This window comes from Actinopolymorpha sp. B9G3, from assembly GCF_040120725.1.
Lineage (GTDB): Bacteria > Actinomycetota > Actinomycetes > Propionibacteriales > Actinopolymorphaceae > Thermasporomyces.
This window is the reverse complement of sequence record NZ_JBEEAB010000001.1, coordinates 647,690-672,204: the sequence shown is the minus strand read 5'-3', so window position 1 is coordinate 672,204 and position 24,515 is coordinate 647,690. Positions and strand designations below refer to the sequence as shown.

The following is a 24,515-nucleotide window of genomic DNA, read 5'->3' as shown; positions in this document are numbered from 1 at the left end:
CGCCCTGAGACGTCATTCGGTAGCACGAAGCGGGGCGCACGCTCATGGGGCGGGCAGCAGTGCGTCGTCTCCGGCATCGGGCGCGTCCGCTCGTAGGAGCTTGAGCATCAGGTGATGCGTTCCGGGGTGCGCAGGCAGGCGCCGGTTTCGTGCAGGTAGCCGAGGATCTCGCGGTAGGAGCGGATCAGTCCGGTGTCGTGATAGCTGATGTCGTGTTCTCGGCAGAATGCTTCGACCAGGGGTTTGGCGCGGCGCAGGTTCGGCATCGGCATGCTGGGAAACAGGTGGTGCTCGATCTGGTAGTTCAGTCCGCCGAGGGCGTGGTCGACGAACCAACCGCCGTGGACGTTGCGGGAGGCGAGCACCTGCTTGCGTAGGTAGTCCAGCCGTCCTTCCATGAGCGGCATGCCCTTGTGGTTGGGTGCGAACGAGCATCCCAGGTAGAAACCGAAGACCGCCTGGTGGACGGCGAAGAAGACCAGGGCCTTGCCGGGGGAGAGGACCAGGAACAGTGCGGTGAGGCATCCGACGGTGTGGACGGCGAGGAGGACCACTTCTGCTGTTCGTTGTTTGACATCGCGTCGCCACAGGGCGCCTACCCCGGTGACGTAGAGGTGGAGCCCTTCGAGCAACAGCAGGGGGAAGAAGAAGAACGCCTGCCAGCGGGCGAAGATCCGGGCGGCGCCGCGTCGAGTGCCGGCCTGGTTCTGGGTCCACGCGATGCCGCCGACTCTGATGTCCGGGTCGTCGTCGACATGGTTGGGGTTGGCGTGGTGTCGGGTGTGTTTGCCGATCCACCAGCCGTAGCTCAGCCCGATACCGAGGTTGCCCAGCAGTAGACCGGCGATCCGGGCGTGACGTTTGGAGGCGAAGACCTGCTGGTGTCCGACGTCGTGGGCGAGGAACGCGACCTGGGTGTAGATCACGGCGAGCCCGGCGGCGACCGGGATCTGCAGCCAGGAGTCACCAAGGAGGAAGAACGCGACCCCGGCCGCGGCGAACGACGCGAGCGTCAGCGTGAACCTGGCGACATAGTGGCCGGGACGGCGATCGAGCAGCCCAGCCTGGCGGATCCGGCGCGTCAGTCTCGCGTAGTCGGTGCCGCGTGACGTGCCGAACAAGGGCGGACCGGTTCGTTGGGCGGGTAGTTGGATCTTGGATGGAGGCATGGCTCATCCTTGCGTGTCGGTCTTATGGCTTCGCTCAGATCGCGGCCGGTCCTCGGCGGAATGACAAGGAGGTCAACGCGAGCGCCATCCGAGCCGGTCCGTGCATCCACAGGAACAAGAAACTCGGTGGTCCTGTGTCCTTGAGCAGGAACCCGCTCAACGTGACGAATACGAAGGTGGTCGCGTGTTCGGGCCCGTGGACCTGTCGCGGTTTCGGTACATGACATACCGTTCGGTGGCCGGGTGGCAGGCAACCTCGAGGCGGGGATGTCGTCGATTCCGGATATGGGAAATGGTACGCCGACGAACTTCCGAAAACAGCCACCCTCGGAAGTCGCGCAGGTCGGGCTTCCAGGGTTCGCTGGTGGTTGCGTCGGCATCGGCGCGTTCAACGCCGCCAAGACCTGCTCACTCGCCAGCACGGCGAGCACAAGCATGGGCTCCATCGCTCACTCGCTGGACCGGACACTGGAGGCGGTCCCAAAGGCCCTGGGGAACGCATGGCCTGGTCCGTCTGCGCCGGAACCGGGCGATGAAGTCTCCTGCCTTCAGGTGTGTCCGGGCCAACGAGCGAGGTAGCCGGCTGAGATAAGACCGCGATGCATGCCCCCGAGGCATCCTCCTCCATGACCTCAGGGACGTGCACCACGACTCGTCAAAGATATGCCCCATGAGTCCGATTTGGCTCGACCCAAATGAGTGGGACTGGCCCCCCCGATTGAGTGCAATTCCCGCGTTTTCGCCATTCCGTGCCTCTGACAGAAACAACACTCGGAGGTTGCACTATCGCTGCGATAGATGCTGTGTCAGAGTGGCCATGTGCCATCAGCGGGCGAGACCAGCAGGCGCGCCACCCTGAAGGTGATAGCCGAAGCCAGGCGGTTCCTTCTGGACTTGGACCAGAGCCGGACGCCGAGTGGACAGCGCCCGCGACGCACCGACCAGCGAGAGCTGATCGATCAGAGCCACGAGATGATCGACCGCACCCACGAACTCGTGCGCGACTCACGACGCCGCGTCGCGCGTCTCACAAAACCCGACTCCTAGTCCTCGCGTCGGTGTGCCCGCTATAGGTGCCCGGTCCCGGCGCGGTCGTCGGCCGCCCCCGACCGCGGGCTTGCACCAGGTACGCGAGGACGATGATGTTGTCCCGGTGGTGGCCGCTGGTGCGGTCGATCGGTCCACCGCAGGTGATGAGTCGTAGAGCAGCATGGTTGGTGTTGCCGTAGACGAGCTGTGTCGGGAATTGGTTCTTCCGATACCGGCGAACGGCGTCTACGGCGAAGACCGCCACGGTGCCGTCAGCACGGGCGATGTGGATCTTGTCGTGTGGCTCCAGATCTCCGAGGCGCCAGAAGATCGACCGTCCGCGAGACGAGTCGAGGTGACCGACGATGACTGCGGGCCCGAGCGAGCCAGGGGTGGGCGAGTACCGATACCAGCCGGCCTCGTCATAATGCGGCCCAGGTGGGGGCACTTCGAGCCGTCCGTCGGCGGTCTGGCCGAGTCGCTGTAGGGGTGAGCGCACGTCGATCGCGGGAATGGCGAGTGCGGTCGGAGCGGATGCCGAAAGGACCGGTCCGATCACCCGTGGCCCGGTCGGCGACGTGCGTGGAGACCGGTTGGGTGCAGCTGTATGCGGCGCCGATGGGCTGATCGGTTCGATGGTCGACAGTGCCGGCTGCGGAGGGTGCTGCTGATATTGGATGACGGCGATGCCGACGCACGCCAGGCCAGACAGCGTGAGAACGGCGGTGACCACCGTGGCGCAAAGGCTACGGTGGTCACCGCCATTCACTATGCGACGTGTCCTCATCCGAAGGAGCGTCACACCCTTCGTCGGGTGGCTAACCAGCGCAGCCGGGCAGCGACCGCCCCGGCCAGCAGCAGACCGCCCGTAAGGGCCAGCAGGCCGCCATCGGGTCCGCCAGCCGTCGAACCGGCACCGGCGTCGACCCCACCGTTGGGAACCCGCGGAACCTGCGAACCGGAACCGTTGTCGCCGCTGTTGTCGCCGCCGTTGTCGCCGCCGTCATCAGGCCCCGGACCAGGACCAGGACCAGGCCCGGGTCCAGGTCCGGGCGGTGGCGTCGGACTCGGCGTAGGCGTAGGCGAAGGCGAAGGTGAAGGTGAAGGCGAAGGTGAAGGTGAAGGCGACGGTGCCGGGGTGATGTTGGTGGTGATGCTGGTGGTGCACGTGACGGTACTTCCGCCGCCGTTCCCGGTGCCGTTGCACTGGTTGATCGAGATTGGGAGAGCCGGGCTGATCGTGGACGGCTCGACTGTGCAGCGTGCGGTCCCACCGCCGCCGTTCGCCGATCCGTTGCACTGGGTGACCGTGGCGCCCGTCGTGGTGGCGGGGAACGGGTCGCAATCCACCGTTCCACCACCGCCGGCGCCGGAGCCGTTGCACTGATTGACCGTCGCCGCTGTTACGGGCTGCGCTCCGGGCGTATCCGCACTGATGTTGTTCGTGATCCTGACATTGCAGGTCGTCGTGTTTCCGCCGTCATTGGCAGAATCGTTGCACTGGAGAACGTCAGTGATGAGATCCGAGGACGAGGTCGTGGTCGAGCCGTTTCCTGGTGGGCACGGATCATTGGCACACTGCCGGCTTACGGTAACCGTCGAGCTGGTGACGCCACCGTTGATCGTGTTGACGACGGTCACGGTGCAGGTAATGGCTACAACCGCGCCGCCGGGGCCGGGCCCCTGGTTGTTGCACTGGTTGACAGCGATGTTGGCGGCGCGGGCTGGAGGTGGCGATATGGCAACCCCCGCGATGAGAAATGCGCTGGTGAGCAGCACTATCGCCGCGGCCAGGCGCCAGACGGGTTGGCAGACTGAGCCCCGGGCAGGGGCGGTCTCAGAATTCATAGGCATGGTCTTTCGGAGAAGGCGTGGAACGTCTCATGAAATCGGGAATGAACCACACATGGACGGCAACGTGCTGTAACTGATCAGATACGGCACGTTAGTGTGGGTCGGTACATTCCGGGACGGACTGAGCCGTTTCTCATTCGTCCGGCGGCCAAGGCTTGTGACCGGGAAACACTGACTCGCAGTGCGTAGCTCGGCGTGCCCACGCGTGCCCTAAGCAGAGCCGAGCAAGGTGGTGGGGGACGGTCAGGCCTGCCCGGGTCCGCTGGCGATGCTGGCCGCGGTCGTCGCGTCGCGGTGAATCAGCCCGCCGGCCAGGGAGCGGGAGGCGTGGGCTGGCGGCCGGAGACGATCTCGTCGACCTGGGTCGCGACGGCTGCCTGCCATTCCGCCGGAACGACCGCGAAGACGCCGTTGTCCACGGTCCGAAGCGCGTCGTCGGCGACCAGCGCGGGCGCGATTCCTTCGGGCGACATGCCGGTCGCGACCAGCGCTGGGCAGATCATGCTCACTCTCACCGGCGTGTCGGCAAGGGCCATGGCGGCGTGCTGGGCGACGGCGGTGACGGCGTGTTTTGACGGGCCGTATGCGCCGCCGCCGGGGAAGACGGCGAGTCCGGCCAGGGATGCGGTGATCAGTACGTGCGCCGGTGCGCGCGCGGCGAGCAACTGCGGGACGAACGCGCGCAGTCCATTGACGACCCCACTGACGTTGACGGCGAAGACCCTGTCCCATTCCTCCGGCGGGACCTCCCAGGGCGCACCCAGCGACGGGCCCACCACACCGGCGTTGAGACAGACGAGGCGCGCCTGCGGAGCTTGCGCGGCGAGAGTGTGCATGGCGGCCGGGTCGGAAACGTCAGTGACGATACCGGTCGCGCCCAGTCGTGCCGCCGTCGTGGACAGCGCGTCCGCGTTGACGTCCGCCAGGACCAGACGCGCACCCCGGGCGTGGAGAGCCTCGGCCAGCGCCTGGCCGATCCCGCTCGCCGCCCCGGTGACGACCGCGGTCAGCGTCTCGGCGGTCATGCGTACCTCCCACAGATCCGGTTGTCGGGCGGTCGTGGCGACGAAGGCCGCCGCTCACCCGGTGCCTCGAGACGCCACCGTCGCACACGTCGCCCGCGTCCGAGAGGCGGGAGGTGTCTGGTGTCGCGCCCCCGTGGGCCCTCGACGTCAGGGAACTCAACGATCCGTACGCAGGAGCGCGTTGACGTCGGCGAAGTCCAGAGCGTCCGACAGCGCCGCGTACGTACCTGCCGAGAGGAGTTCCTGCGCACTCCGACGGACGACCGCGTAGGCAGCCTGCGCGATTGCCGAGCCGACGCTGATCCGGGCGACACCGAGGCCTGCCAGTTCGGCGATGGCCGGCGCGCCCGGCCCGGTCATCACGTTCACGGGGACGTCGATCCCGTCGACGAGGGCGGAGACGATCACCGGATCGGTGACGCCGGGGACGAAGATGCCGTCCGCGCCCGCGCCGACATACGCACGGGCGCGGTCCAGTGTCGCGGCGAGCAGGTCGCCCGCCTCGCCGACGGCGGACAGGTAGGTGTCGACGCGGGCGTTGATGAACAGCGGCACCCCCTCGGCGTCAGCGGCCTGCCGTGCCACCGCGATCCGTTCGGACTGAGCGGCAACCGAGCGCAGCGGCCCGGGCCCGCCGTGGTCGGCGTCCTCGAGGTTGACGCCCACCGCCCCGGCGGCGAGTACGCCGCGAACCGTCTCGGCCACGTCTGCCGGCTTCTCGGCGTACCCACCCTCCACGTCGGCGGTGACCGGGGCTCGGACCGCCGCGACCACCCGGGCGATCAGGTCGAGCGCGCGGTCGCGGTCGAGGCGTTCACTGTCCGGGACTCCGAGGCCCCACGAGACGCCGGCGCTGGTCGTGGCGACAGCCGCCGCCCCGGCGTGCTCGACGAGACGTGCGCTGGCGACGTCCCAGGCGTTCGGCAGGACGAGCGGGCGGCCGGGTTCGTGCAGGGACCGGAAGTGGCGAGCAGTGTCGGCGGGTGTGTCGGTGGGTGTCATGACGAGCAGTCAACCGACGTGGCTCTCGTCGGGCTGGCAGGAATCCGACCGGGTGGTCTCCGTCGACCATGATGTCGGATTCCTGCGCATCAACCGCACGGCCACGGGCTACGTTGGCCGGGTGTACGCCGACTTCGACCGCTGCGCACGTGCGGTGCGGTCCAAGGACGCCCGGTTCGACGGCTGGTTCTTCACCGCCGTGCTCACCACCGGGATCTACTGCCGCCCGAGCTGTCCGGTGGTGCCGCCCAAGATCGCGCACATGAGGTTCTATCCCACCGCCGCAGCCGCGCAGCAGAACGGTTTTCGTGCCTGCAAGCGCTGCCGGCCCGATGCGAGCCCAGGATCCCCGCAGTGGAACGCCCGCGCCGATGTTGTGGCGCGGGCGATGCGCCTGATCGCGGAAGGCGTCGTCGACCGCGACGGTGTACCCGGCCTCGCCGACCGGCTGGGGTACAGCACCCGGCACATCGAGCGGCAACTCCGTGCCGAGCTCGGCACCGGTCCGCTCGCGCTCGCCCGCGCCCAGCGTGCCCAGACCGCGCGGATCCTGATCGAGACCAGCACTGTGCCCATGGGCGACGTCGCGTTCGCGGCAGGTTTCGCGAGTATCCGAGCGTTCAACGACACCGTCCGGGAGGTCTTCGGTCTCACCCCGACCGAGCTCCGGCGGCGCGCAGCGGGCGGGCGTCGCGGAGCCACGCCCGGACTGCTCTGCCTCCGGCTGCCGTACCGGACGCCGTTGTGTCCTGACAACCTGTTCGGACATCTGGCGGCGACCGGGGCGCCCGGTGTCGAGGAGTGGCGGGACGGCGCCTACCGCCGCACCCTGCGGCTGTCGTACGGTCATGGCGTCGTGTCGCTGCGGCCGCGGCCCGATCACATCGGTTGCCGGTTGGCGTTGACCGATCTGCGTGACCTCTCGCTCGCGATCGCCAGGTGCCGGTGGATGCTCGATCTCGACGCGGACCCGACGGCGGTCGACGAGACGTTGCGGGCCGATCCGGTGCTCGCACCCTGGGTCGACAAGAATCCTGGACGCCGGGTGCCGCGCACCGTCAACGGTGCCGAACTCGCCGTCCGGGCGGTGCTCGGTCAGCAGGTGTCGACCGCCGCCGCACGCACCCACGCGGGGCGGCTCGTCGCCGCCTACGGCGAGCCGGTCAGTGATTCCGGAGGCGGTCTGACACACCTGTTCCCGAGCGTCGAGGCGCTGGCGTCGTTGAACCCCGCCGCGCTCGCGCTGCCGGCCAGCCGGCGTAGGACTCTCACGACCCTGGTGGCGGCTCTCGCCTCGGGTGCGCTCGACCTCGGCCACGGCAGCGACTGGCAGCAGGCCAGGGCCTACCTGGCTGCGCTGCCGGGCTTTGGGCCTTGGACGATCGAGACCATCGCGATGCGCGCGCTGGGCGACCCGGACGCCTTCGTACCCGGAGATCTGGGTGTACGCATTGCGGCCGGCAACCTCGGCCTGCCTGCGACACCTGCCGCGCTCACCAGGTACGCGGCAGCGTGGCGCCCGTGGCGTTCGTACGCCGTGCAGTACCTCTGGGCAACCGGTGACCACTCGATCAATCGGCTGCCGTCCGGTGCGGTGGCGTGATGGCGGCATCCGCGGCGCGGAAGGTTCGGCGATAGGCGCCGGGGGACGTGCGCATGGCCCTGCCGAAGTGGTGCCGGAAGGTCACGGCGGTCTCGAATCCGACGGCGGCGGCGATCTCCTCCACGGCGGCGTCGGTGGTTTCGAGCAGGCTGAGGCTGGACTGGACCCGCTGTGCGATCAACCAGCGGATGGGTGTCGTCCCGGTGCAGCGAGCGAAGTGCCGCAGGTAGGAGCGTTCCGACATCGTTGCGCGACGCGCCAGGTCGGGCAGCGTGATGCGGGTGTGCAGGTGGTGCAGGGCCCAGGCCATGCTGGCGCTCACCCGGTCGTCGTCCAGATCGGCGGGCACTGGTTGTTCGATGTACTGCGCCTGCCCGCCGGGTCGGTGTGGAGCCACGACGAGTCGGCGCGCGATCGCATTGGCGATGGCCGGGCCGTGGTCCTTGCGGACCAGATGGAGACACAGGTCGAGCCCGGCGGCGCATCCCGCACTCGTGAGGACGTCGCCACCGTCGACGTAGAGCGGCCTCGGATCCACCTCCACGAGGGGGTACAGGCGGCGTAGGTCGTCGGCGTAACTCCAGTGCGTGGTAGCCCGCCGGTGATCGAGCAGCCCGGCCGCCGCGAGGGCGAAGGCGCCCGAACAGATCGACACGATCCGGGACCGGCGTCGGTGCGCCTGGCGTAGCGCGGAGATGAGGTCGGGGGAGGGGTCAGGAGGTACGGGCTTGACGCTCGGGATGATCACCGTGTCGGCCTCGATGAGTGCGTCCAACCCGTGCGGCGACTGGAGCGTCGCCCCGCCGACCATGCGGACGGGCTCGCTGCCTTCGGTGCAGATGGTCAGCGTGTACGCAGGCATGTCGATGTCCGGCCAGCTGAGGCCGAACACCTCGGTGACGATGCCCGTCTCGAACGCGGACATTCCGTCATAGGCGAGCACCGACACCGAACTCGATGCTTCCCCAGCCACGTTCGACACTGCCCCGGCCACTGGCATGGCGAAATCTTAGCGAAGAGTGTCGTCAGCGCCACTCGTCGATCGGTCGTTCGAGATCGACCATCGAGGAATGCGCCTGCGCCTGACCGGTACCTGGTTCTCGCCGATGAGCCTTCGACCCGACCGCACCCCGGTCACCGCTGTCACGACTGCCGGGGTGGCGATGATCGGTGTGGCGTACGGCTTCGCCCGTTACGGGTCCGGGTTGTTCCTCCCCCAGCTCCGCGCGGAGTTCGGGTTCTCGGTGACCCAGGCGGGTCTGATCTCCAGCGCCACCTACGTCAGCTACCTGGCGGCGTTGGTGATCGTCGGCGTCACCGTCGCACACGTCGGCCCACGCCCCCTCATCGTCGCGGCTGGGCTCTCGGCCACCACCGGGCTGGTGCTGGTGGCGACGGCATCGGGACTGGCGCAACTCGTGGTGGGACTGGTGCTGGCCGGCGCCAGCTCGGGACTTGCCTGGGCGCCCTACTCCGATGTCGTCCAGGCCCTCGTTCCCGAGAGGTCCAGGGAGCGGGTCCTCGGCGTACTCCCCTCGGGGACGGCCTGGGGAGTCCTCCTCGCTGGGCCGTTGGCGCTGCTCACGACTGGCCCGGGCTGGCGCGTCTCCTGGTGGATCTTCGCCGCGACGGCGTTCCTCGTGACGGTGTGGAACGCCTTCCTGCTGCGCCGCGTGACATCTCCCCGCCAGGCCAGGACGTCCGGGCGAGCGAGCCCGAGATGGTTCCTGCCAGCAGCGGCCGCACCGCTCTACCTCACGGCCCTCTCCTACGGAGTCACCGGCGCGGTGTACTGGCTGTTCGCCGTCCAGGCCGTCGCCGACGCCACCCGCGCGGGTGCCGCGACGCCTGCGCTGCTGTGGACGCTGATCGGCCTGTCGGGGATCGCCGGAGCATTCACCGGAAACGTGATCGAGCGGATGGGTCTGCGGGCGACCCACACCGTGCTGCTGTCCGTCCTCGCCGGCGCGATCGCGCTCTTGGCGATGGCGCCCGAGCACCTTGTGGCGATCGCTGTATCAGGCTCGCTGTACGGAGCGACGTTCATGGCGATCTCCGGCCTGCTCGCGGTCTGGAGCTACCAGGTCTTCCCACAACGACCGGCGACCGGGTTCAGCGTGACGGTGTTCTTTCTCGGCATCGGGACCATCGTGGGCCCGGCGACGCTCGGTGCGGCGGCCGGTGGTCACGGCCTTCCTGCCGCTCTCCTGGCGACCGCCGTGGTCGCGGCCCTCACACTCCCGTTTCGTCCCGCCGTCCGACGTGCACCTGCGCGCCTCGGGCCGAGGACGTCCACGCGGGTGCCATCGTCAAGACATCGCTTCGAGATCGAGATGTGAACGCCGCATGGTGCACTGCGACATGTGGACGTTCTGAGGAGCCGTCGTCGTGTCGGGTTGATGCGCTTGGCCGGGTCGTTGTCGTTCGCCGTCGTTGCCGTTCTGGCGTGCGCCGGCATGACCTCGTCGGCGGTGGCTCTGCCCCATCGTGACGCCGCCGACGGGTTCGGCGCTTCGGCCACCTCGGACGTCGCTCCGGTCGGCGGGTCTGCTGAGGCCAAGGTGACGGACCCGGTTCCCCTGCTCGAGCTTCGTACCGGCGGGGGTGCGGACGCCGGTTGGCTGTGGACGCTGTCGGCACGGGAAGCCGCGTCGGCGGTGACGCAGCACGGCATGGTGCAGCAGGACACCCGCCTGGGCTATCTCCGACGTCAGAAGTTCACCAGCTCGCACCCGATCTACCGGCTGCGGCTGATATCGCGTGCGGCGTACCTGCTCACCGCCTCGCCCACGGAACGCGCCGCGCTCGTGGCGTCTGGGGACTTCGTCGACGAAGGCGTCCTCGGCTATGCAGCAAGCACCCGGCAGCCGGGCACGTCGGCGCTCTGGCGCATGTCCAACGGCACCGAGTGGCGGGTCGTACCTGAATCCCGGCGCGAGGAGTTCACCGGACGCGGCTACGCGACCGACGGCCCGCTCGGTTACGTACGTCCCACCTATCACCGGGTGGGTGCGATCTATTTCGCGACCTGGGACGCACACGGAAACCAGGGGATCATCGACAACTCCGAACTCGTCTACGGCCGACGAGACTGGTGGGGAGGCGTCAAGGACTTCGCCGGCCACGACGCACCGCAACGCACCTGGCACTGGAGTGACGAGGACTGGTCAGACCTGAAGCCGTCGATCGGCTATTACGACGACTCTGACCCGGAGACGCTGGAGAAGCACGTCGCACAGGCGAAGGGCGCCGGGCTCGACCACTTCTCGTTCTACTGGTACTGGAACCCCGCCGGCGTCGGCGACGAGAACTATGTGACTGGACTGCGGGCTTTCCTGCAGGCACGCAACCGATCCGACATCGACTTCGCCGTCATGCCGTGCCTGCACCCCTGGGGCGACGGCTCGACATCTCTCCAGCTTCCAGCTGGTCAGATCGACAGGGCTGCGCAGGTCCTTGTTGACGAGTACCTCGCTCAGCCGAACTACCTTCGCGCCAACGACGGTCGCCCCATCCTCGAGATCTGCGACACTCGCGGCATCGGATCGGGATCGGCGGAGGGCAGCGACCTTCCGGCCGTGCGGCAGTTCACCGATGCGGTCCGAGCCAGGGCAAAGGCCAAGCTGGGCGAGGATGTCCTCATCCTGAGGAACTCCGATCTCGGGCTCGATGACACCGCTGCCGGCATCGACGGCCAACAGTGCCAGGGACAGTTCGACTCCAGCAGGTCCTACCCGCGCTACGTCGACAACCAGCGGGCCTTCTTCGCAAGCAGGCCAGGCATCCTGGTCCGCTGCGCCACCTCCCACTTCGACGAGCGACCGAGGATCGCCATTCAGATACCCGATCCGCAGCCTGCCACGGACGAAAGTCTCGAGGCGGCGTTCCGGTGGTATCCGGACCAGTCCCTCGCCGAGTTCCGGCGCCTCCTCGGATTCGTTCGACAGGACATGGCGGAGTCCACGCGCCCGCAGCTCGTCGACAACATGGTCCTGCTCTACGCCTGGAACGAATGGCACGAGGGAGGCTACGTCGAACCCAACGTGAAGGACGGCTGCGGCTACCTCAACGCGGCTCGCGCCGCATTCCAGTTGCGCGGTTCCGGATGCGTCACGAACCCGCCCTTGCCGACCCGCACTCCATAGCGGGCGGGGCCTCTTGGGCACCCGGCGTCCTTGGCATCGGGTTCTGTCAGGTCGCTCACGATCTCCTCGAGGAACCCCGCCTGTGCTGAGAACGGGACTTCCTCCTCTGTCGAGAAGCCCTGTCATACTGATGGTGGCAACTCACGAGGAAAGTGCTTGGTATCCGGGAGCTCGGGTGGAAATCGGTCTGCTGGGTCCGCTCGAACTGCGCATCGGAGATCGTGTCGTTTCCCTGTCGAGGCGGTTGCGCTGCCTGCTCGGGGCACTGGCTCTGTCGGCAGGTCGCCCGGTCTCGGTCGAGGTTCTGGCTGACTACGTGTGGGGCGAGGACCTTCCGGTTCGCGTGCGGGGGAGTCTGGCCACCTACGTGCTGCGCTTGCGCCGGATCCTTGGCGACGATGCGATCGTCACGCTTCCGGACGCCTATGTGCTGGCGGTCCAGCCGAATCAGGTCGACGCCCTGCGCTTTCTCGACCTCGTGGATGCCGCCGCGAGAGCTGGCGACGAGGTGCAGGAGCGCAGGCTGCTGGCAGAGGCCCTGGACCTGTGGCGCGGCCCGGCGCTCGAGGGGTTGGGTCCCGTGCTCGAGAGCATGGAGCGGCCGCGACTCACAGAGCGGCGCCTGCTGGCATGGGAACGACGTATCGACCTCGACCTCGCGGCGGGCGATGCCGCGGTGTTGGTCGGTGAACTTCGTGAGCTGACCGTCCGCTACCCGTTGCGTGAGTCGTTCTGGGCCCGCCTGATCAACGCTCTTCGTGCCTCCGACCGTCACGCGGAGGCGCTGGAATGTTACGAGGAATGCAGGAAGGCGCTCGCGGAGGAGCTCGGCACCGATCCCGGCGCCGAACTGCAGCGCCTCTACGGCGACATGCTGAACGCGGGCGCGGGCACATCGGAGGGTATGGCCACGCCCTCCGGGGCGGACACCTCGGCCGGCATGGAGGCGTCCGCGAACTCCGCGACCACCGCGAACTCCGCGACCACCGCGAACTCCGCGACCACCGCGACCGCCGGGGGCCCGTCCTCGCCCCGGTCGCAGGTCCCGCCCGAACGTCCTCGCCAGATCCCCGCGGACTCGACGCGGTTCGTCGGCCGTGAGCCGGAGCTGGCCCTCCTGGATGCGTTGCTGGCCGAGCGTGGGTCCGCGTCGCGAGCGCCGACCTGCGTGGTGGCGATCGACGGGCCGGCCGGGGTGGGCAAGACGACACTTGCGGTGCACTGGGCACATGGGGTTGCCGACGGTTTTCCAGATGGTCAGCTCTTCCTCGACCTCCACGGATACTCCGCCGAGCGACCGGTCTCGCCACCGGCCGCGCTGGCTGGGCTCCTGCGTACTCTCGGGGTCGCGGCGGGGGAGATCCCTGGCACTGTTGACGAGCGGGCGGCGCTGCTGCGGACCAGGCTCGCGGGGCGCCGGATGCTGGTGGTGCTGGACAACGCCCGCAGTGCCGAGCAGGTACGCCCGCTGCTACCCGGCACCGGCTGTCTCGTCGTCGTGACCAGCCGCAACCAGCTCCGTGGGCTGGCGATCCGTGACTCGGCACATCGGGTGACCCTGCGACCGCTACCGTCTGACGAGGCCGCGGTCCTGCTGGGCACCGCCATCGGCCAGGAGCGGATCACCGCGGAGCACGACGCCGTACGCAGTTTGGTCGAGCTGTGCGGACGCTTTCCGCTCGCGGTCCTGATCGCTGGTGAGCGCGTCTCCCGGCACCCCGACCTGCCGCTCGCCGACCTGGTGGCAGAGCTGCGCGACCGGCAGCGCACGCTCGACGCTCTCGGCGATGCGGACGATGTGGCGAACGACCTCCGAGCGGCCTTCTCCTGGTCCTATGACGCGCTCGACGACGCCGTGGCGACAATGTTCCGCCGCCTCGGCCTGCACCCCACCGGCGAGGTCAGCCTGGCGGCCGCGGCCTCGCTCGTCGGCGTGGATACCGATCACGCGGCCAGGTGGCTGGACCGGCTGGTGGCCGTGCACCTGGTCGAACATCGGGCTCGGGATACGTACCACCTTCATGATCTGGTGCACGCCTACGCTCGCGAATTGGCTGACCGGCACGATGGCGTGACCGAACGCCGTGACGCCATCCAGCGCGTCCTGGACTGGTACCTCCACTCCGCCGCCAGCGCCGCCGTACTCCTGCGTCCCGCGGTCCGCGGTCTGGTCGTCGACGAGGAGCGGAGCGCGGCCGGCGGCCAGGCGTTCGCCGACTACGACGACGCGCTGCGCTGGCTCGAGGCGCAGCGCCCCACGTTGTCGGCTGTCGTGATGTACGCCCACGACCATGGCTGGCACGACCACGCGTGGAAGTTGGCCTGGCTGCTGAGCACCTTCCTCGCGCTGCGCAGTTACTACGACTGTTGGCTGATGACCGCCCGTGCCGGGCGCGACTCGGCCCGGTGTCTCGACGATCCGGACGCCCGATACCGCTCGGCGAACAACCTCGGTCGGGTATACGGCACGCTCCAGGAGTTCGAGGAGTCCACCCGCTATCTCCAGGAGGCGTTGGAGATCTGCCGTACGGTCGGCGACACCGACGGCGAGTGGGCCATCCTTGGAAACCTCGGTGTCAACGCGTGGGACAACGGCGACTTCGCCGCCTCGATCGACTATCACGAACAGGCACTCGCGGCGTCCGAACGAGCAGAGCGGCCGGAAGGCCGGGCGACAGCCCTCTACAACCTGGCCACGAGCTATGCGGCGCTGCGCGACTACGGCCGGGCCGCTGAGTACGCCCGCGAGGCGGAGGCGTCGTTCGAGGCGATCGGCGAACACCGGAGGGCGGCGAACGCCACCGCGACCCTCGCCGAGATCCATCAGCTGCGAGGCGCTCACACCGAGGCGCTGGACTACGGCCGCCAGGCCCTGACCCGGCTCCGACAACTCAGAGACGACTACGCGATCGCGGATCTGCTGACCGCGCTCGGTCGAGCCCACCTGGCACGTGGCGAACTCCAGGCCGCTCGCCAGATGTGGGATGAAGCGCATGCCATCTTCGCTCGGCTCGATCATCGGCGTACGTACGAGGTCAGCACATTGCTCGCCGACCTCGCCTCGGCGTGATTCGCCCGTCACGGCAACAAACTGGACCAGCTTCCTTGCACGACAAGGGGGTTCGCTGTCGTGTCGATCACTCCCGCTCTGTCGTTCTGACACCTCGTCGGCATCGGTATGGCATCGCCGTGCGTCCATCATCGGCAATGCTGCCTATCGAAACATTGGCGATCTACCACGCGCGAGAAGGAGCCTGACGGTGAGTGAAGTGGAAACGCGAAAGTACACGGGAGCCTTCGGAATTGTTGCCAGCCTGCTCATCATCGTGCAGGTGCCGCTGTACTTCATCTACCCGGCGGCACCGCCGGACTGGAACATCCTCACCCGGAGCCTGGTCGGCATCACCGGTTGCACGCTCTTCCTCGTGTTCTTCACCGGGGTTCGCCAGATCGTGCGCCAGGTCGATGCCGGCTATGAATGGGTCGGCTCCGTTGCACAGGTCGCTGGCCTGGTGTGGGTGGCCATGGTCTTCGTACCACAGTCGATGGAGGTCGGCGCCGCCATCTCGGTGGACCGCGACATCGACACGACCACGGAAGGCCCTTTCGCGGCGGCGCAGTATCTCATGCAGGGTGGCATCTCCAGACTCCTCATGGCACTCTTCGCCATCGCGTTCGGATTCGCCGTACTTCGGCTCGGGCTGTTGCCGAAATGGGTGGGCCGCACGGCGTATGTGCTCGCAGCGGTCAACCTGACCTTTCTTCCCGCCGTCTACTTCGGTGACGATGCCGCCGACTTCTACAGCGCGCAGGGCTGGGGGACCACGGCGAGCATGGGCGCCCTGTGGAGCATCTGGACGCTTGCCGTGGGCATCAGCATCGCGCGGAGCGCGGCTCGAGTCGAGGCGGCAACGATCACGGGAGCCGAGCGCGAACATGCAGAGCATGCCACCGCGTAGGAAGACTCTCACCCACCTGAACACCTGATACCTACCGCCGCTGACCAACCGGTGGAGGAAGGCAGGGGAAGTCGTTTGTCGCCGCTTCCCCGCCGCCGCTAACATGACGCGCCATGAACTCCTAGTCAAGGTCCTGAGCCGACCCGACTCGCAGCTGGGCTGTGCCCTCTCTTTGCGTGGGAGTTCAACGTCATGCGACCGACCTGGTGGGGGCGACCGCGACACGATCGCGGGCGCACGCTGACCGGCAGCAGGCTCGTCACCCTGTTCCTCTGCTGGATCGGCGCCCGCGCCGTGCTCCACAACGGCTGGTGGCTCGTCGTGAGCCTCTACATGGTTCTGGACGCAGGGCTTTCCCCCGCGCAGCTCCTGGCGATCGCCGCGGCCCAGGGTGTGGCGTCGATGATCTTCGAACTGCCCGCCGGGGTAGTGGCGGATACCGTCAGCCGCAAGCGGGCGATCGTGGTGGCGCACGCCCTCATGGGTACGGCGATGATCACGACCGGATTGTTCCCAGACTTCATCCCCCTGATGCTGTCGCAGATGCTCTGGGGCATCTCCTGGACATTCTCCAGTGGGGCGGACGTCGCATGGATCACCGATGAACTCGACCAACCCACGAAGATCCACCTGGTTCTGACCCGACAGGCGCGCTGGCAACTCATCGGCGCGGCTGTCGGCATCATTGCGGTGGGCGGCCTGGCGTCGGTTGCCGGACGCCAGATCGCCATTGTCATGGCGGGCGCAGCGATGCTCGTCCTGGGCACTTTCGTCGCGGCGACCTTTCCGGAGCGGAATTTCGCGCCCGTCCGTACCAGGCGATGGCAGGCGTCGATGGCAGTCGCCCGCCGGGGTGTGGGCCTCGCGGTGCGGGATCGCACCATCCTCGCTCTCGTGGTGGTGACCGTTCTGGTCAACGGCGCCGCCGATTCGTTCGGTCGGATCTATCCCGTCCAGCTGAACGACCTGGGCTTTCCCACAGGCAGCTCAGGAACCGCGTGGTTCACCACTTTGGGAATCGGCGGCCTGCTCACCGGGGCGCTCTCGCTCTACGCGGTGGAAAGGCGTATCCACAGTGAGCATGGCGCCCGCGGAGCAATGGTTCTGGCGTGCTCGGCGGGTGTGCTCAGTCTTGGCCTGCTGGGGCTTGCGCCCAATCTTTCGCTCGCCGTCGCAGCCGTTCTTGCCGCCTCTGGCATCGCCATGCCTCTGGTCCGAACGGTGACGACGATCTGGGTGAACCGTCGCACCTCGAGCGACGTGCGGGCCACCGTGCACTCGTTCCTTGCACAGGCGGAGTATGTGGGAGAAATCATCTGCGCCTCGATCCTCGCGGCGGTCTCCGGGCTTACCGGCGCGTCCGGTGCGATCACGCTGGCAGCAGGCCTGTTCGCCGTCAGCGTCGCGGTGATTGTCGGCCGCCGTCCACGCAGGAAGAGCGCGCCGCGACGCCACTGCTAGCCTGCCGGACATGGGGCCTGCAGACCGACAACCTGGTCAGCTCACCGAAGAAGACCGTCGCTTCCTACGCCGCTGCGTCGATCTCGCGCGGGAGTCCCTGGAGGCCGGCGACGAGCCGTTCGGCTCACTCCTCGTCGACGACGAGGGAGTCGAACGGTTCTCGGATCGGAACCGGGTCAAGGACGGCGATGCCACGCGCCATCCGGAGTTCGAGATCGCGCGGTGGGCGGCGGCGAACCTGTCACCTCGGCAGAGGCGTGGGAGTGTCGTGTACACCTCCGGTGAGCATTGCCCGATGTGCAGCGCCGCCCACGCCTGGGTCGGACTCGGACGGATCGTCTACGCCTCCAGTTCCGCACAACTTGTCGCCTGGCGACAGGGCTGGGGCGCGGCACCCGCGCCCGTGAGCGCCCTCCCGGTCAACGCGGTCGCCCCCGACGTCGAGGTAGCCGGACCGGACCCGCTGCTCGCCGACGAGGTGCGCGCCCTGCACGCGAAGATGCTGGGCGTCGCCGAAAGCTAATGCCCGTCGCCGGTTCGCGACCCGATCTCACTGTGATGTCGGGGCAATGTCACACCATGGTGTTCGGCACGAAAGTGGTGTCGCCGCCGAGGTCGTACCGGATGACTTGTTCTAGCCTGGGCAGCATGTCTTCTGGACACGGCGCTTTCGCCGGCTGGCTACGTACCCATGTCACTCGGCTGGATTCCCTTGACCCCCACGGCCCGCTGGACGATCTGGAGCCGCTGCGCGAGCTGGTCGGCGACGCCCGGGTGGTCGCGGTCGGTGAGAGTGCGCACTTCGTCAGTGAGTTCACCTGTGCACGGCAGCGCATCGTGCGTTTCCTTGTGGAACGTTGTGGCTTCTCCGCCTTCGCTTTCGAGTTCGGGTTCAGCGAGGCGTTCGGCGTCGACCGGTGGGTGCAAGGCGAGGGAGCCGAGGCGGACCTGTCGCGGGTGAGCGAGGCGGCAAGCGCCTGGGAGCTGGAAACCTGACGCGCTTCCTGCGTGACCTGAGCACCCGCAAGGACCATCCGGTGCGGTTCCTCGGAATCGACATTCCCGAGGCCGGCGGTTCGTTGTTGCCTGCCCTGCTGCCGGTCGCTGACTACCTGCGTGACGTCGACGTCGAGATCGTGCCGTTGGTCGAATCCGCCATCGCGACCGCGGAGCGGTTCACCGGCAAGTCGGGCGCATCGGCAGCACCGGCCTGGGCGAAGCTCGAGCCTGCCGAGCAGGACGGCCTCACCGCAGCCCTGACCCGGCTGCTGCTGCGGTTCCGGGCGCTGCGACCGTTGTATGTCGAACGCAGCAACCCCTACGACTACGACGTCGCGCTGCACCGGCTCGAAGCGGCCGGGCATGCCGACTACATGCTGCGCGCGATGACCGGACTGTTCGCCGGCACCGGACTGCCGGGCGACCTGTCGATCAGGGACCGCTACATGGCCGAGTCGGTCCGCTGGCACCTGGACCACTCCGAGCCCGGCACCCGGATCGTGCTTGCCGCGCACAACAACCACATCCAGAAGACACCCGTGGCCTACGGCGGCGTGCTGACCACACTGCCGATGGGACAACACCTCGACCGGATGCTCGGCACGAACTACCTGGCGCTCGCGGTCACGAGCACCGCCGACCACACCCCGGACATGCAACTGGACGCGACGTCAGCGGTCGGATTCACCGTCGTCGACATGCCGCTCGAGGCCCCTGATCCGGGCAGCATCGAAGCGGCCGCGCTGGACGCAGGCGTCCACCTCGGTCTTGCCGACCTCAGACAGGCACCTGTCGAAGCGGTCCGGGGACTTGACCGCATCCGCAGCCAGAGCGCATACATGCACACACCGGTGGCTGAGGCATTCGACGGCGTGATGGTGATCCCCACTGTCACCATCGAGGATGTCCTTCCGGGGGAGTGACCACCATGCCGGCGGCCTGACCGGTCGCACGGTCAGGTGTCGTACTGGTCGAGAAGCTCCATGACGGCGGTATGTCCATGCGCGAGGGCGATGTCGCGCAGCCCGCGCCCCTCGGAGTCGCGGACCGAGCGGTCGGCACCGCGCTCGACCAGGAGTCGGGCGGCATCGACCTTGCCGTGGGCGACGGCGTACGCGAGCGGCGTCCACGCCAGGTCGAACGACGGCGTGCCGTCTCCGGGGATGAACTCGCCGAGCGCCCGGTCCAGCGCCGGTGGGTCGTCCGCGAGGACCTCGGTGACGCGGTCCAGTCGGTCGAAGGCGATCGCGTCGATGATGTCGACCGGCCCGTCGAGGATCAGGTCGCGGATCTCGGTGTGGCCGGCATAGTCGGCCCAACCGACGGGCGTGGCGAGATACTTCTCCTCGCGTACGGTACGGCTCGCGCCGTGCCGGAGCAGGACGCGTACCGCCGGCAAATTGCCCTGGAACGCGGCGCCGTGGAGAGCGGTGTAGCCGTTCGTACCGTCGACGGCGGTCTGCGGACTGTCACGGACGTCCACCGAGGCACCACGCCGGATCAACGCATCGATGACCTCCCCGGACGCGCGCCCGCTCGCCCGGAGGACGAGTCTCTCCCAGCGGCCTCCTGGTCGCAGGCAGCCCGGGTCCTCGCGCAGCAGTCGATCGACGTCGGTCACCCGGCCGAGCCCGACCGCGGCGGGCAACCGGACCACCGCGCCACGCGCGACCAGCAGGTCCGCGAGGTCCCGGGCACCGCTCAGCGCGGCCTGGTCCAGCGGTGTCAGCCCGGCCGCGTCCTGGGCCTCCGGGTCGGCGCCGAGGCCGAGCAGGGTGGTGAGTGCCCTGGCCTGTCCTTTGGCGACGGCAAGGTGCAACGGTCGGCGGTGGTGGTTCGTCGCGTCCATCGGACGTTCGAGGTCGGCGGGATCGCGGGCCACCAGGTCTCGGACGGCGTCGGTGTCGCCCATGGCGACGGCGGTGTGGATGGTGTGCCGCGCCCCGTGCGCGAGGAGGTAGCCGGCGACATCCGGGTGGTACGCGTAGTCGAAGCACGTCGCCCACCCCAGGGCAGTGAGCTCGTGGAACGTGCCGTCACCGGTGGGGTCCGCGCCATTCTCGACAAGCAGTCGTACGACGTCGAGGTCGCCGCGTTCGGCGGCGAAGTGCAGCGCCGTGGCGTTGTCACCCTCGTCCCGGACGTCGGGGTCGGCGCCGTGGTCGAGCAGCAGCCTGACGACCGGCTCGTGGGCGACCCCGAAATGCAGCGCCGTACGCAGGCCGGACTGGCCCAGGGCACCGCGCTCGTCGACGAGGTGAGGGTGGGTGTCGAGGATCTGACCGACCCGTTCGACGTCGCCCTTACCGGCCGCGAGGAGCAGTGCGGGTACGACGTCGGCCTGGCCGGCCGCTGGTCGGTCGCCGTGCCGGCGGGACAGTTCCGCCGTCAGCTCCGCCCAGCCGGGGAATCCGTACTCGCGGGCGATCGCCTGTTGCACGTGGCGCAGCCCTGGGTGGGCGGGGGCGTGGGGGTGGGCCCGGACGAATCGGGCACGCGCGTCTGGGTCGTTCGCGCGGAGCGTCCTGAGCCACCGTTTCGCCTCCCTCTTCAGGCCGGCGAGGGAGCTTCGGGACGTGAGGTTCCTGGTCATGGAAACCTTCCTCCAGGTACGTGCCTGAAGTCCGCTGAGTCAGGCGAAGAAGAAGGTTCGGAAACGCAGCACCATGACGATGGGCGGAAGTAGGACTCCCTTGCCGCGGACAGGAGGCGCCCCAGAGCGCGCTGACACGGACTCTCGCCCATACCTCGCCAAGGTGTCAACCCCGGCCGGGCGTCAGCTCCGAGTAGACGAGTGCCAGGGCGCGTGGGTCACGTGCCTCGAGAATGATGTTCTTCAGGCGACCGATCATGGGCTTTCTCCGTTCGTCTCCTCGGCATGCTGATCGCGCGCGAGAGTGCGGGGGCGAGGTCGCCGCGTTCGCTCACGAGTACGCGGTCGAGTGTGAGCCAGTCCGCCATCGCCCGGAGTTCCTCGGCGAGCTCGGCGGCTGTTTCGTCTTCACGTACTCCTGGTTCGCCGAACGCCGCCTGGACGAGCAGGGCGGACTGCTGGCGGTCGGCCTTCAGGTCGACGCGGGCGACCAGCCGATCACCGAGCAGGAAGGGGAGTACGTAGTAGCCGTGGGTACGTTTGGCGGCCGGCGTGTAGATGCTGATCCGGTAGTGGAAGTCGAAGAGGCGCAGGGCGCGGTCCCGGTCCCAGATCAGGGAGTCGAACGGCGACAGCAGGGCCCGCGCGGTCACCCGCCGCGGCACCCGGGCCTCGGTCCAGAGGTACATCCGCTGGGCCAGCCCGTCGACGCGTACCGGTGCGAGCTCGCCGGTCTCGACGAGCTCAGCGATACGTGCCTTTGCCTGGTCCCGGGACAGGTCGAAGTAGGTACGCAGTTGTTTCTCGGTGGCGATGCCCTGCGCGCGGGCGGCGATGCGGACGAGCTCCCGTTGGGCGTCCGTGGGGTTCGGCGCCGGCGCGTTCAGGGCGGCGGCGGGAAGGACGCGTTCGGTGCGGTCGTAGATGCGTTCGAAGCCATTCCGCGTGGCGGTCGTGACGGCGCCCGTGCAGAAGAGCCATTCGAGAGCGATCTTGGCGTCCTGCCAGTTCCACATCCGGCCGCCTTCGGCTGTGGGGCCGCTGCTCCGCCGGCCGTCCGGGCTGGCGGCACCGGCGGCGACGGCGCCGTGGGCGGTGACCCGGTCGAGCACCTCGTGGACCAGGCCGGGTCGATCGAGGGTCAGCCGCGTCATCCCTTCGATGACCGCCCAGGGCGCGATGATGTCGTCGTCCCAGGTGGTCGCGTAGTCCGGTGGCGGTCGGCCGGGGACCCGGGCGGAGGTCCAACCGTCCCAGACCCACCGCTGCGCGGCCTCCATCCGCCAGCGCACCAGGGGGTACGTCTGCAGGGGGAGCAGCGATGCCGCGTGGCCCCAGTACTCGAACAGCGCACGCCGGCGCCCCGACCCCCACGCCATCTGGTCCAGCAGGTCCTGAGGATAGGGGCCGAGCCGGGCGAAGACGGGAAGGTAGTGCGAGCGGCACAGGACGTTGACCGAGTCCAGCTGCAGGACGCCCACCCGGTCGATCACCCGGCGCAGGTGCCGGGCGTCCACCCGACCCGACGGCCGCGGATCGGCGAACCCCTGCGCCGCGAGCGCGATTCGGCGGGCCGTCTCGACCGTGATCTGCTCGGGTGGCCTCCCTCGAACCTGGCTCTCCATGCTGCCGCCTCACCTGCCTCCGACGCCTTGGCGTGGATGTGGCCGAATTCAGGGCCATGCGACCGCCGGGCCACAACGGCTGGACGGTAGTCGGCCATCCTGACACCCCCTGTCAGGGGCCTCCTGGCAGCGGGGATGGAGGGCAGGGGTCAGGCGGCGCGCCATCCATCGCTGTCGCGGACGTACCGGCTGCGGTCGTACGCCTCGAACCCCGCTTCGACGCATCGCAGCATCGTCACGGTCAGTCCGGCCTCGTCGGCGTCGATCAGGTTGTAGCCGTTCGGTTCGCCCTTGAGCCGATTGGAGAACGCGGTCCCGGCCTGCGCCACGACCATGCCGGCGACCACGCCGCTGTATCCGAGATGGACGTGGCCGCCGAGCAACAGGTCCGCCCTGTGCCGCAGGCGCCGGAGCGCGAGCGCCGATCCGCCGACCATGCCGCGGGACCGTCCGGCCGTCGTCAACAGGAACGGGTGGTGCGCCACGACCACCCGCAGGTCGCCGGGCGCCGCGGCGTCGAACGCCTCCTCGATGGCGGCGACCTGCCGGGCGCTGATCCGCCCCCGGGACCAGTCCGGGTGGGGTCCCCAACGGCGGGCCGTGTTGACGCCCACGGCGGCGAGCCCGTCGGCGGTGAGGGAGACCGCCGCGTTCGGGTCGGTGGCGGTGATGTGCCGGCGCCACCGCCGCCACGGCCGCGCGAACCGGGACCACACCCGCCATCCCGGCAGGTCGTGGTTGCCGCAGACGACCAGGGCCGGCGCCGGCAACTCGTCGAGAAAGGCCTTCGCGGCCGCGAACTCCCGCTCCCGCGCACGCTGGGTGAGATCACCGCAGACCGCCACCACCGTCGGGCGCGCCGCCCGCAGGTCGTCGAGCAACACCTCGGCGATCCGCGGGATCTCGCGACCGAAGTGCAGATCGGAGATCTGCGCGATGCGTACGGTCATGATGTCGCGGTACCGGGAGCGAGGACGGCAAGGGCGCGTGGCTGGATGTCGTAGCGCAGGGGCATCTCCAGTTGGACGATCTCCCCGTCGTTCATCACGCTCATCATCCTGAGCCGCGACGAGACCACCTGCACGGTCTCGCCTTCGTACGTACGCAGTCGACGGTCGGTGAGCCAGGTTCCCGTGGGCACCTTGGCCGCTATGCCGAGAAGGTCCCAGCGGGTCCGGTCCCGGGTGACGTAGACGACGAGGCGACCGGTGTCGAGGTGGTCCCTGTGTGGTGGTCCCGGCCGCGGGGTCAGGGGGTTGTTCGACACCACCATCGCCCTCGTACGCACGAGATGCTCATGCCCGTCGACGACAACGGCCAGTCGCATCCGGGGGTACCGCCGCCAGATCCGGATCGCACGCGCCCACAGCCGGAGCAGCGACAGTCCGATCGTCCCGCGGGACCGTTCGCGGATCCGGCCCAGGTGCGGCATGATCGCCAACGCCGAACTGCACAGGAACACCTGGCCGTTGACCCGTGCCACGTCGATCAGCTTGACCGGCGCGGCCAGGAGGGCGTCGACGGCGGCGTCGGTCTCCTCGGGGATGCCCAGGTCGCGCGCGAGCAGGTTCATGGTCCCGGCGGGTAGCACACCGAGTGGTACCCCGCTGCCCGCCGTGTATTCGGCAACCGACCGAATCGTCCCGTCCCCACCGGCGACGATCACGGCATCCGGCTGGTGGGCAAGCAGCGCGCGGACGTCCTCGGGCAGGGTCGCCGGCTCGAACGCCTGGAGCTCCGCGACGATGCCCCGCCTCGCGAACAGGTCGGCCAGGCGATCCTCGACGGGTTCCGCCTCCGCAGAACCCGACGCCAGCGCACCCGAACGTGCGTTGTAAACGACCGCGATCCTGTGCACGTCTGGCAGTCTATGCAGGCTCTCTCGCCGGCGACGCGACCGACAGTTCGCGGCTCTGGGGACGCCGGCCGCGTGACTGGGCCTATGAGCAGGAACCATTCCAGCAGCCGCTGTACGACGCCACGCTTGCCGCGCTCGCGCCCCTTGCCGGGGTGGAGTTGCTCGATGTCGGCTGTGGGTCCGGCCTGGCCCT

19 protein-coding genes and 1 pseudogene are annotated in these 24,515 nt (G+C 68.7%); 9 read left to right on the top strand and 11 right to left on the bottom strand.

The window, feature by feature from the left end; genetic code table 11:
* Window positions 1-107 precede the first annotated feature (107 nt).
* The 6 genes and pseudogenes from ABNF93_RS02960 to ABNF93_RS02935 form a co-directional block, all read right to left on the bottom strand.
* The gene (locus tag ABNF93_RS02960; RefSeq protein ID WP_349325931.1) at window positions 108-1,169 is read right to left on the bottom strand and encodes a fatty acid desaturase family protein; all 1,062 of its coding nucleotides are present in this window, start codon (window positions 1,167-1,169) and stop codon (window positions 108-110) included.
* Between the two features lie 1,027 nt (window positions 1,170-2,196).
* A complete protein-coding gene (locus ABNF93_RS02955) occupies window positions 2,197-2,757 on the bottom strand; it encodes a class F sortase (protein WP_349325930.1) in 561 nt (186 codons plus the stop codon).
* A gap of 447 nt (window positions 2,758-3,204) precedes the next feature.
* Entirely contained in the window at window positions 3,205-3,366 is a 162-nt protein-coding gene (locus ABNF93_RS02950; RefSeq protein ID WP_349325929.1) for a hypothetical protein, read from the bottom strand.
* Window positions 3,367-3,401: 35 nt separating this feature from the next.
* Window positions 3,402-4,046, bottom strand: a pseudogene (locus tag ABNF93_RS34810) (hypothetical protein); the annotation flags it as partial.
* Window positions 4,047-4,351: 305 nt separating this feature from the next.
* Window positions 4,352-5,077 carry an SDR family oxidoreductase gene (locus ABNF93_RS02940; protein WP_349325927.1) on the bottom strand — a complete coding sequence of 242 codons (726 nt, stop codon included), beginning with the start codon at window positions 5,075-5,077 and terminating at the stop codon, window positions 4,352-4,354.
* A gap of 156 nt (window positions 5,078-5,233) precedes the next feature.
* Window positions 5,234-6,079 carry an isocitrate lyase/PEP mutase family protein gene (locus ABNF93_RS02935; RefSeq protein WP_349325926.1) on the bottom strand — a complete coding sequence of 282 codons (846 nt, stop codon included), beginning with the start codon at window positions 6,077-6,079 and terminating at the stop codon, window positions 5,234-5,236.
* Between ABNF93_RS02935 and ABNF93_RS02930 the strand changes: the two genes are divergently transcribed.
* Window positions 6,078-7,682, top strand: coding sequence for an AlkA N-terminal domain-containing protein (locus ABNF93_RS02930; protein WP_349325925.1), 1,605 nt, complete (start codon window positions 6,078-6,080; stop codon window positions 7,680-7,682). The genes ABNF93_RS02935 and ABNF93_RS02930 overlap by 2 nt on opposite strands.
* Here the strand turns inward: ABNF93_RS02930 and ABNF93_RS02925 are convergent.
* Complete coding sequence (locus tag ABNF93_RS02925; protein WP_349325924.1) at window positions 7,651-8,682, bottom strand: helix-turn-helix domain-containing protein; 1,032 nt, start codon at window positions 8,680-8,682, stop codon at window positions 7,651-7,653. The genes ABNF93_RS02930 and ABNF93_RS02925 overlap by 32 nt on opposite strands.
* 106 nt (window positions 8,683-8,788) lie before the next feature.
* Here ABNF93_RS02925 and ABNF93_RS02920 point away from each other — a divergent pair, with 106 nt between their 5' ends.
* From ABNF93_RS02920 to ABNF93_RS02885, 8 genes are all read left to right on the top strand, one after another.
* Window positions 8,789-10,021 (top strand): YbfB/YjiJ family MFS transporter, encoded by a 1,233-nt coding sequence (locus tag ABNF93_RS02920; protein WP_349325923.1) that lies wholly within the window; start codon window positions 8,789-8,791, stop codon window positions 10,019-10,021.
* Between the two features lie 24 nt (window positions 10,022-10,045).
* Window positions 10,046-11,827 carry a glycoside hydrolase family 99-like domain-containing protein gene (locus tag ABNF93_RS02915; protein WP_349325922.1) on the top strand — a complete coding sequence of 594 codons (1,782 nt, stop codon included), beginning with the start codon at window positions 10,046-10,048 and terminating at the stop codon, window positions 11,825-11,827.
* A 175-nt stretch (window positions 11,828-12,002) separates the two neighbouring features.
* On the top strand, window positions 12,003-14,897 hold the full coding sequence (locus tag ABNF93_RS02910; RefSeq protein ID WP_349325921.1) for an AfsR/SARP family transcriptional regulator: 2,895 nt from the start codon (window positions 12,003-12,005) through the stop codon (window positions 14,895-14,897).
* A 190-nt stretch (window positions 14,898-15,087) separates the two neighbouring features.
* The gene (locus tag ABNF93_RS02905; RefSeq protein WP_349325920.1) at window positions 15,088-15,786 is read left to right on the top strand and encodes a hypothetical protein; all 699 of its coding nucleotides are present in this window, start codon (window positions 15,088-15,090) and stop codon (window positions 15,784-15,786) included.
* 192 nt (window positions 15,787-15,978) lie between these two features.
* Window positions 15,979-17,247 (top strand): MFS transporter, encoded by a 1,269-nt coding sequence (locus ABNF93_RS02900; RefSeq protein ID WP_349325919.1) that lies wholly within the window; start codon window positions 15,979-15,981, stop codon window positions 17,245-17,247.
* Window positions 17,248-17,257: 10 nt separating this feature from the next.
* Window positions 17,258-17,770, top strand: coding sequence for a nucleoside deaminase (locus ABNF93_RS02895; RefSeq protein ID WP_349325918.1), 513 nt, complete (start codon window positions 17,258-17,260; stop codon window positions 17,768-17,770).
* A gap of 125 nt (window positions 17,771-17,895) precedes the next feature.
* Window positions 17,896-18,243, top strand: a complete 348-nt coding sequence (locus tag ABNF93_RS02890; RefSeq protein ID WP_349325917.1) for a TraB/GumN family protein — start codon at window positions 17,896-17,898, stop codon at window positions 18,241-18,243.
* Window positions 18,244-18,284: 41 nt separating this feature from the next.
* Window positions 18,285-19,169, top strand: coding sequence for an erythromycin esterase family protein (locus ABNF93_RS02885; protein ID WP_349325916.1), 885 nt, complete (start codon window positions 18,285-18,287; stop codon window positions 19,167-19,169).
* 32 nt (window positions 19,170-19,201) lie between these two features.
* Here ABNF93_RS02885 and ABNF93_RS02880 read toward each other — a convergent pair whose 3' ends face one another.
* The 4 genes from ABNF93_RS02880 to ABNF93_RS02865 form a co-directional block, all read right to left on the bottom strand.
* On the bottom strand, window positions 19,202-20,839 hold the full coding sequence (locus ABNF93_RS02880; protein WP_349325915.1) for an ankyrin repeat domain-containing protein: 1,638 nt from the start codon (window positions 20,837-20,839) through the stop codon (window positions 19,202-19,204).
* 218 nt (window positions 20,840-21,057) lie between these two features.
* Complete coding sequence (locus ABNF93_RS02875; RefSeq protein ID WP_349325914.1) at window positions 21,058-22,464, bottom strand: winged helix-turn-helix domain-containing protein; 1,407 nt, start codon at window positions 22,462-22,464, stop codon at window positions 21,058-21,060.
* Window positions 22,465-22,613: 149 nt separating this feature from the next.
* Complete coding sequence (locus ABNF93_RS02870) at window positions 22,614-23,414, bottom strand: metallophosphoesterase family protein (RefSeq protein WP_349325913.1); 801 nt, start codon at window positions 23,412-23,414, stop codon at window positions 22,614-22,616.
* Window positions 23,411-24,322 (bottom strand): diacylglycerol/lipid kinase family protein, encoded by a 912-nt coding sequence (locus tag ABNF93_RS02865; RefSeq protein ID WP_349325912.1) that lies wholly within the window; start codon window positions 24,320-24,322, stop codon window positions 23,411-23,413. The genes ABNF93_RS02870 and ABNF93_RS02865 overlap by 4 nt, the downstream gene beginning before the upstream one ends.
* Between the last annotated feature and the right edge of the window lie 193 nt (window positions 24,323-24,515).

Bases quoted from the DNA above. Each gene is read 5' to 3' on its own strand.
- ABNF93_RS02890 (WP_349325917.1), top strand. From the start codon at position 17,896: ATGTCTTCTGGACACGGCGCTTTCGCCGGCTGGCTACGTACCCATGTC.
- ABNF93_RS02960 (WP_349325931.1), bottom strand. From the start codon at position 1,169: ATGCCTCCATCCAAGATCCAACTACCCGCCCAACGAACCGGTCCGCCC.
- ABNF93_RS02935 (WP_349325926.1), bottom strand. From the start codon at position 6,079: ATGACACCCACCGACACACCCGCCGACACTGCTCGCCACTTCCGGTCC.
- ABNF93_RS02925 (WP_349325924.1), bottom strand. From the start codon at position 8,682: ATGCCAGTGGCCGGGGCAGTGTCGAACGTGGCTGGGGAAGCATCGAGT.
- ABNF93_RS02880 (WP_349325915.1), bottom strand. From the start codon at position 20,839: ATGACCAGGAACCTCACGTCCCGAAGCTCCCTCGCCGGCCTGAAGAGG.
- ABNF93_RS02895 (WP_349325918.1), top strand. From the start codon at position 17,258: ATGGGGCCTGCAGACCGACAACCTGGTCAGCTCACCGAAGAAGACCGT.
- ABNF93_RS02900 (WP_349325919.1), top strand. From the start codon at position 15,979: ATGCGACCGACCTGGTGGGGGCGACCGCGACACGATCGCGGGCGCACG.
- ABNF93_RS02930 (WP_349325925.1), top strand. From the start codon at position 6,078: ATGACGAGCAGTCAACCGACGTGGCTCTCGTCGGGCTGGCAGGAATCC.
- ABNF93_RS02920 (WP_349325923.1), top strand. From the start codon at position 8,789: ATGAGCCTTCGACCCGACCGCACCCCGGTCACCGCTGTCACGACTGCC.
- ABNF93_RS02875 (WP_349325914.1), bottom strand. From the start codon at position 22,464: ATGGAGAGCCAGGTTCGAGGGAGGCCACCCGAGCAGATCACGGTCGAG.
- ABNF93_RS02940 (WP_349325927.1), bottom strand. From the start codon at position 5,077: ATGACCGCCGAGACGCTGACCGCGGTCGTCACCGGGGCGGCGAGCGGG.
- ABNF93_RS02870 (WP_349325913.1), bottom strand. From the start codon at position 23,414: ATGACCGTACGCATCGCGCAGATCTCCGATCTGCACTTCGGTCGCGAG.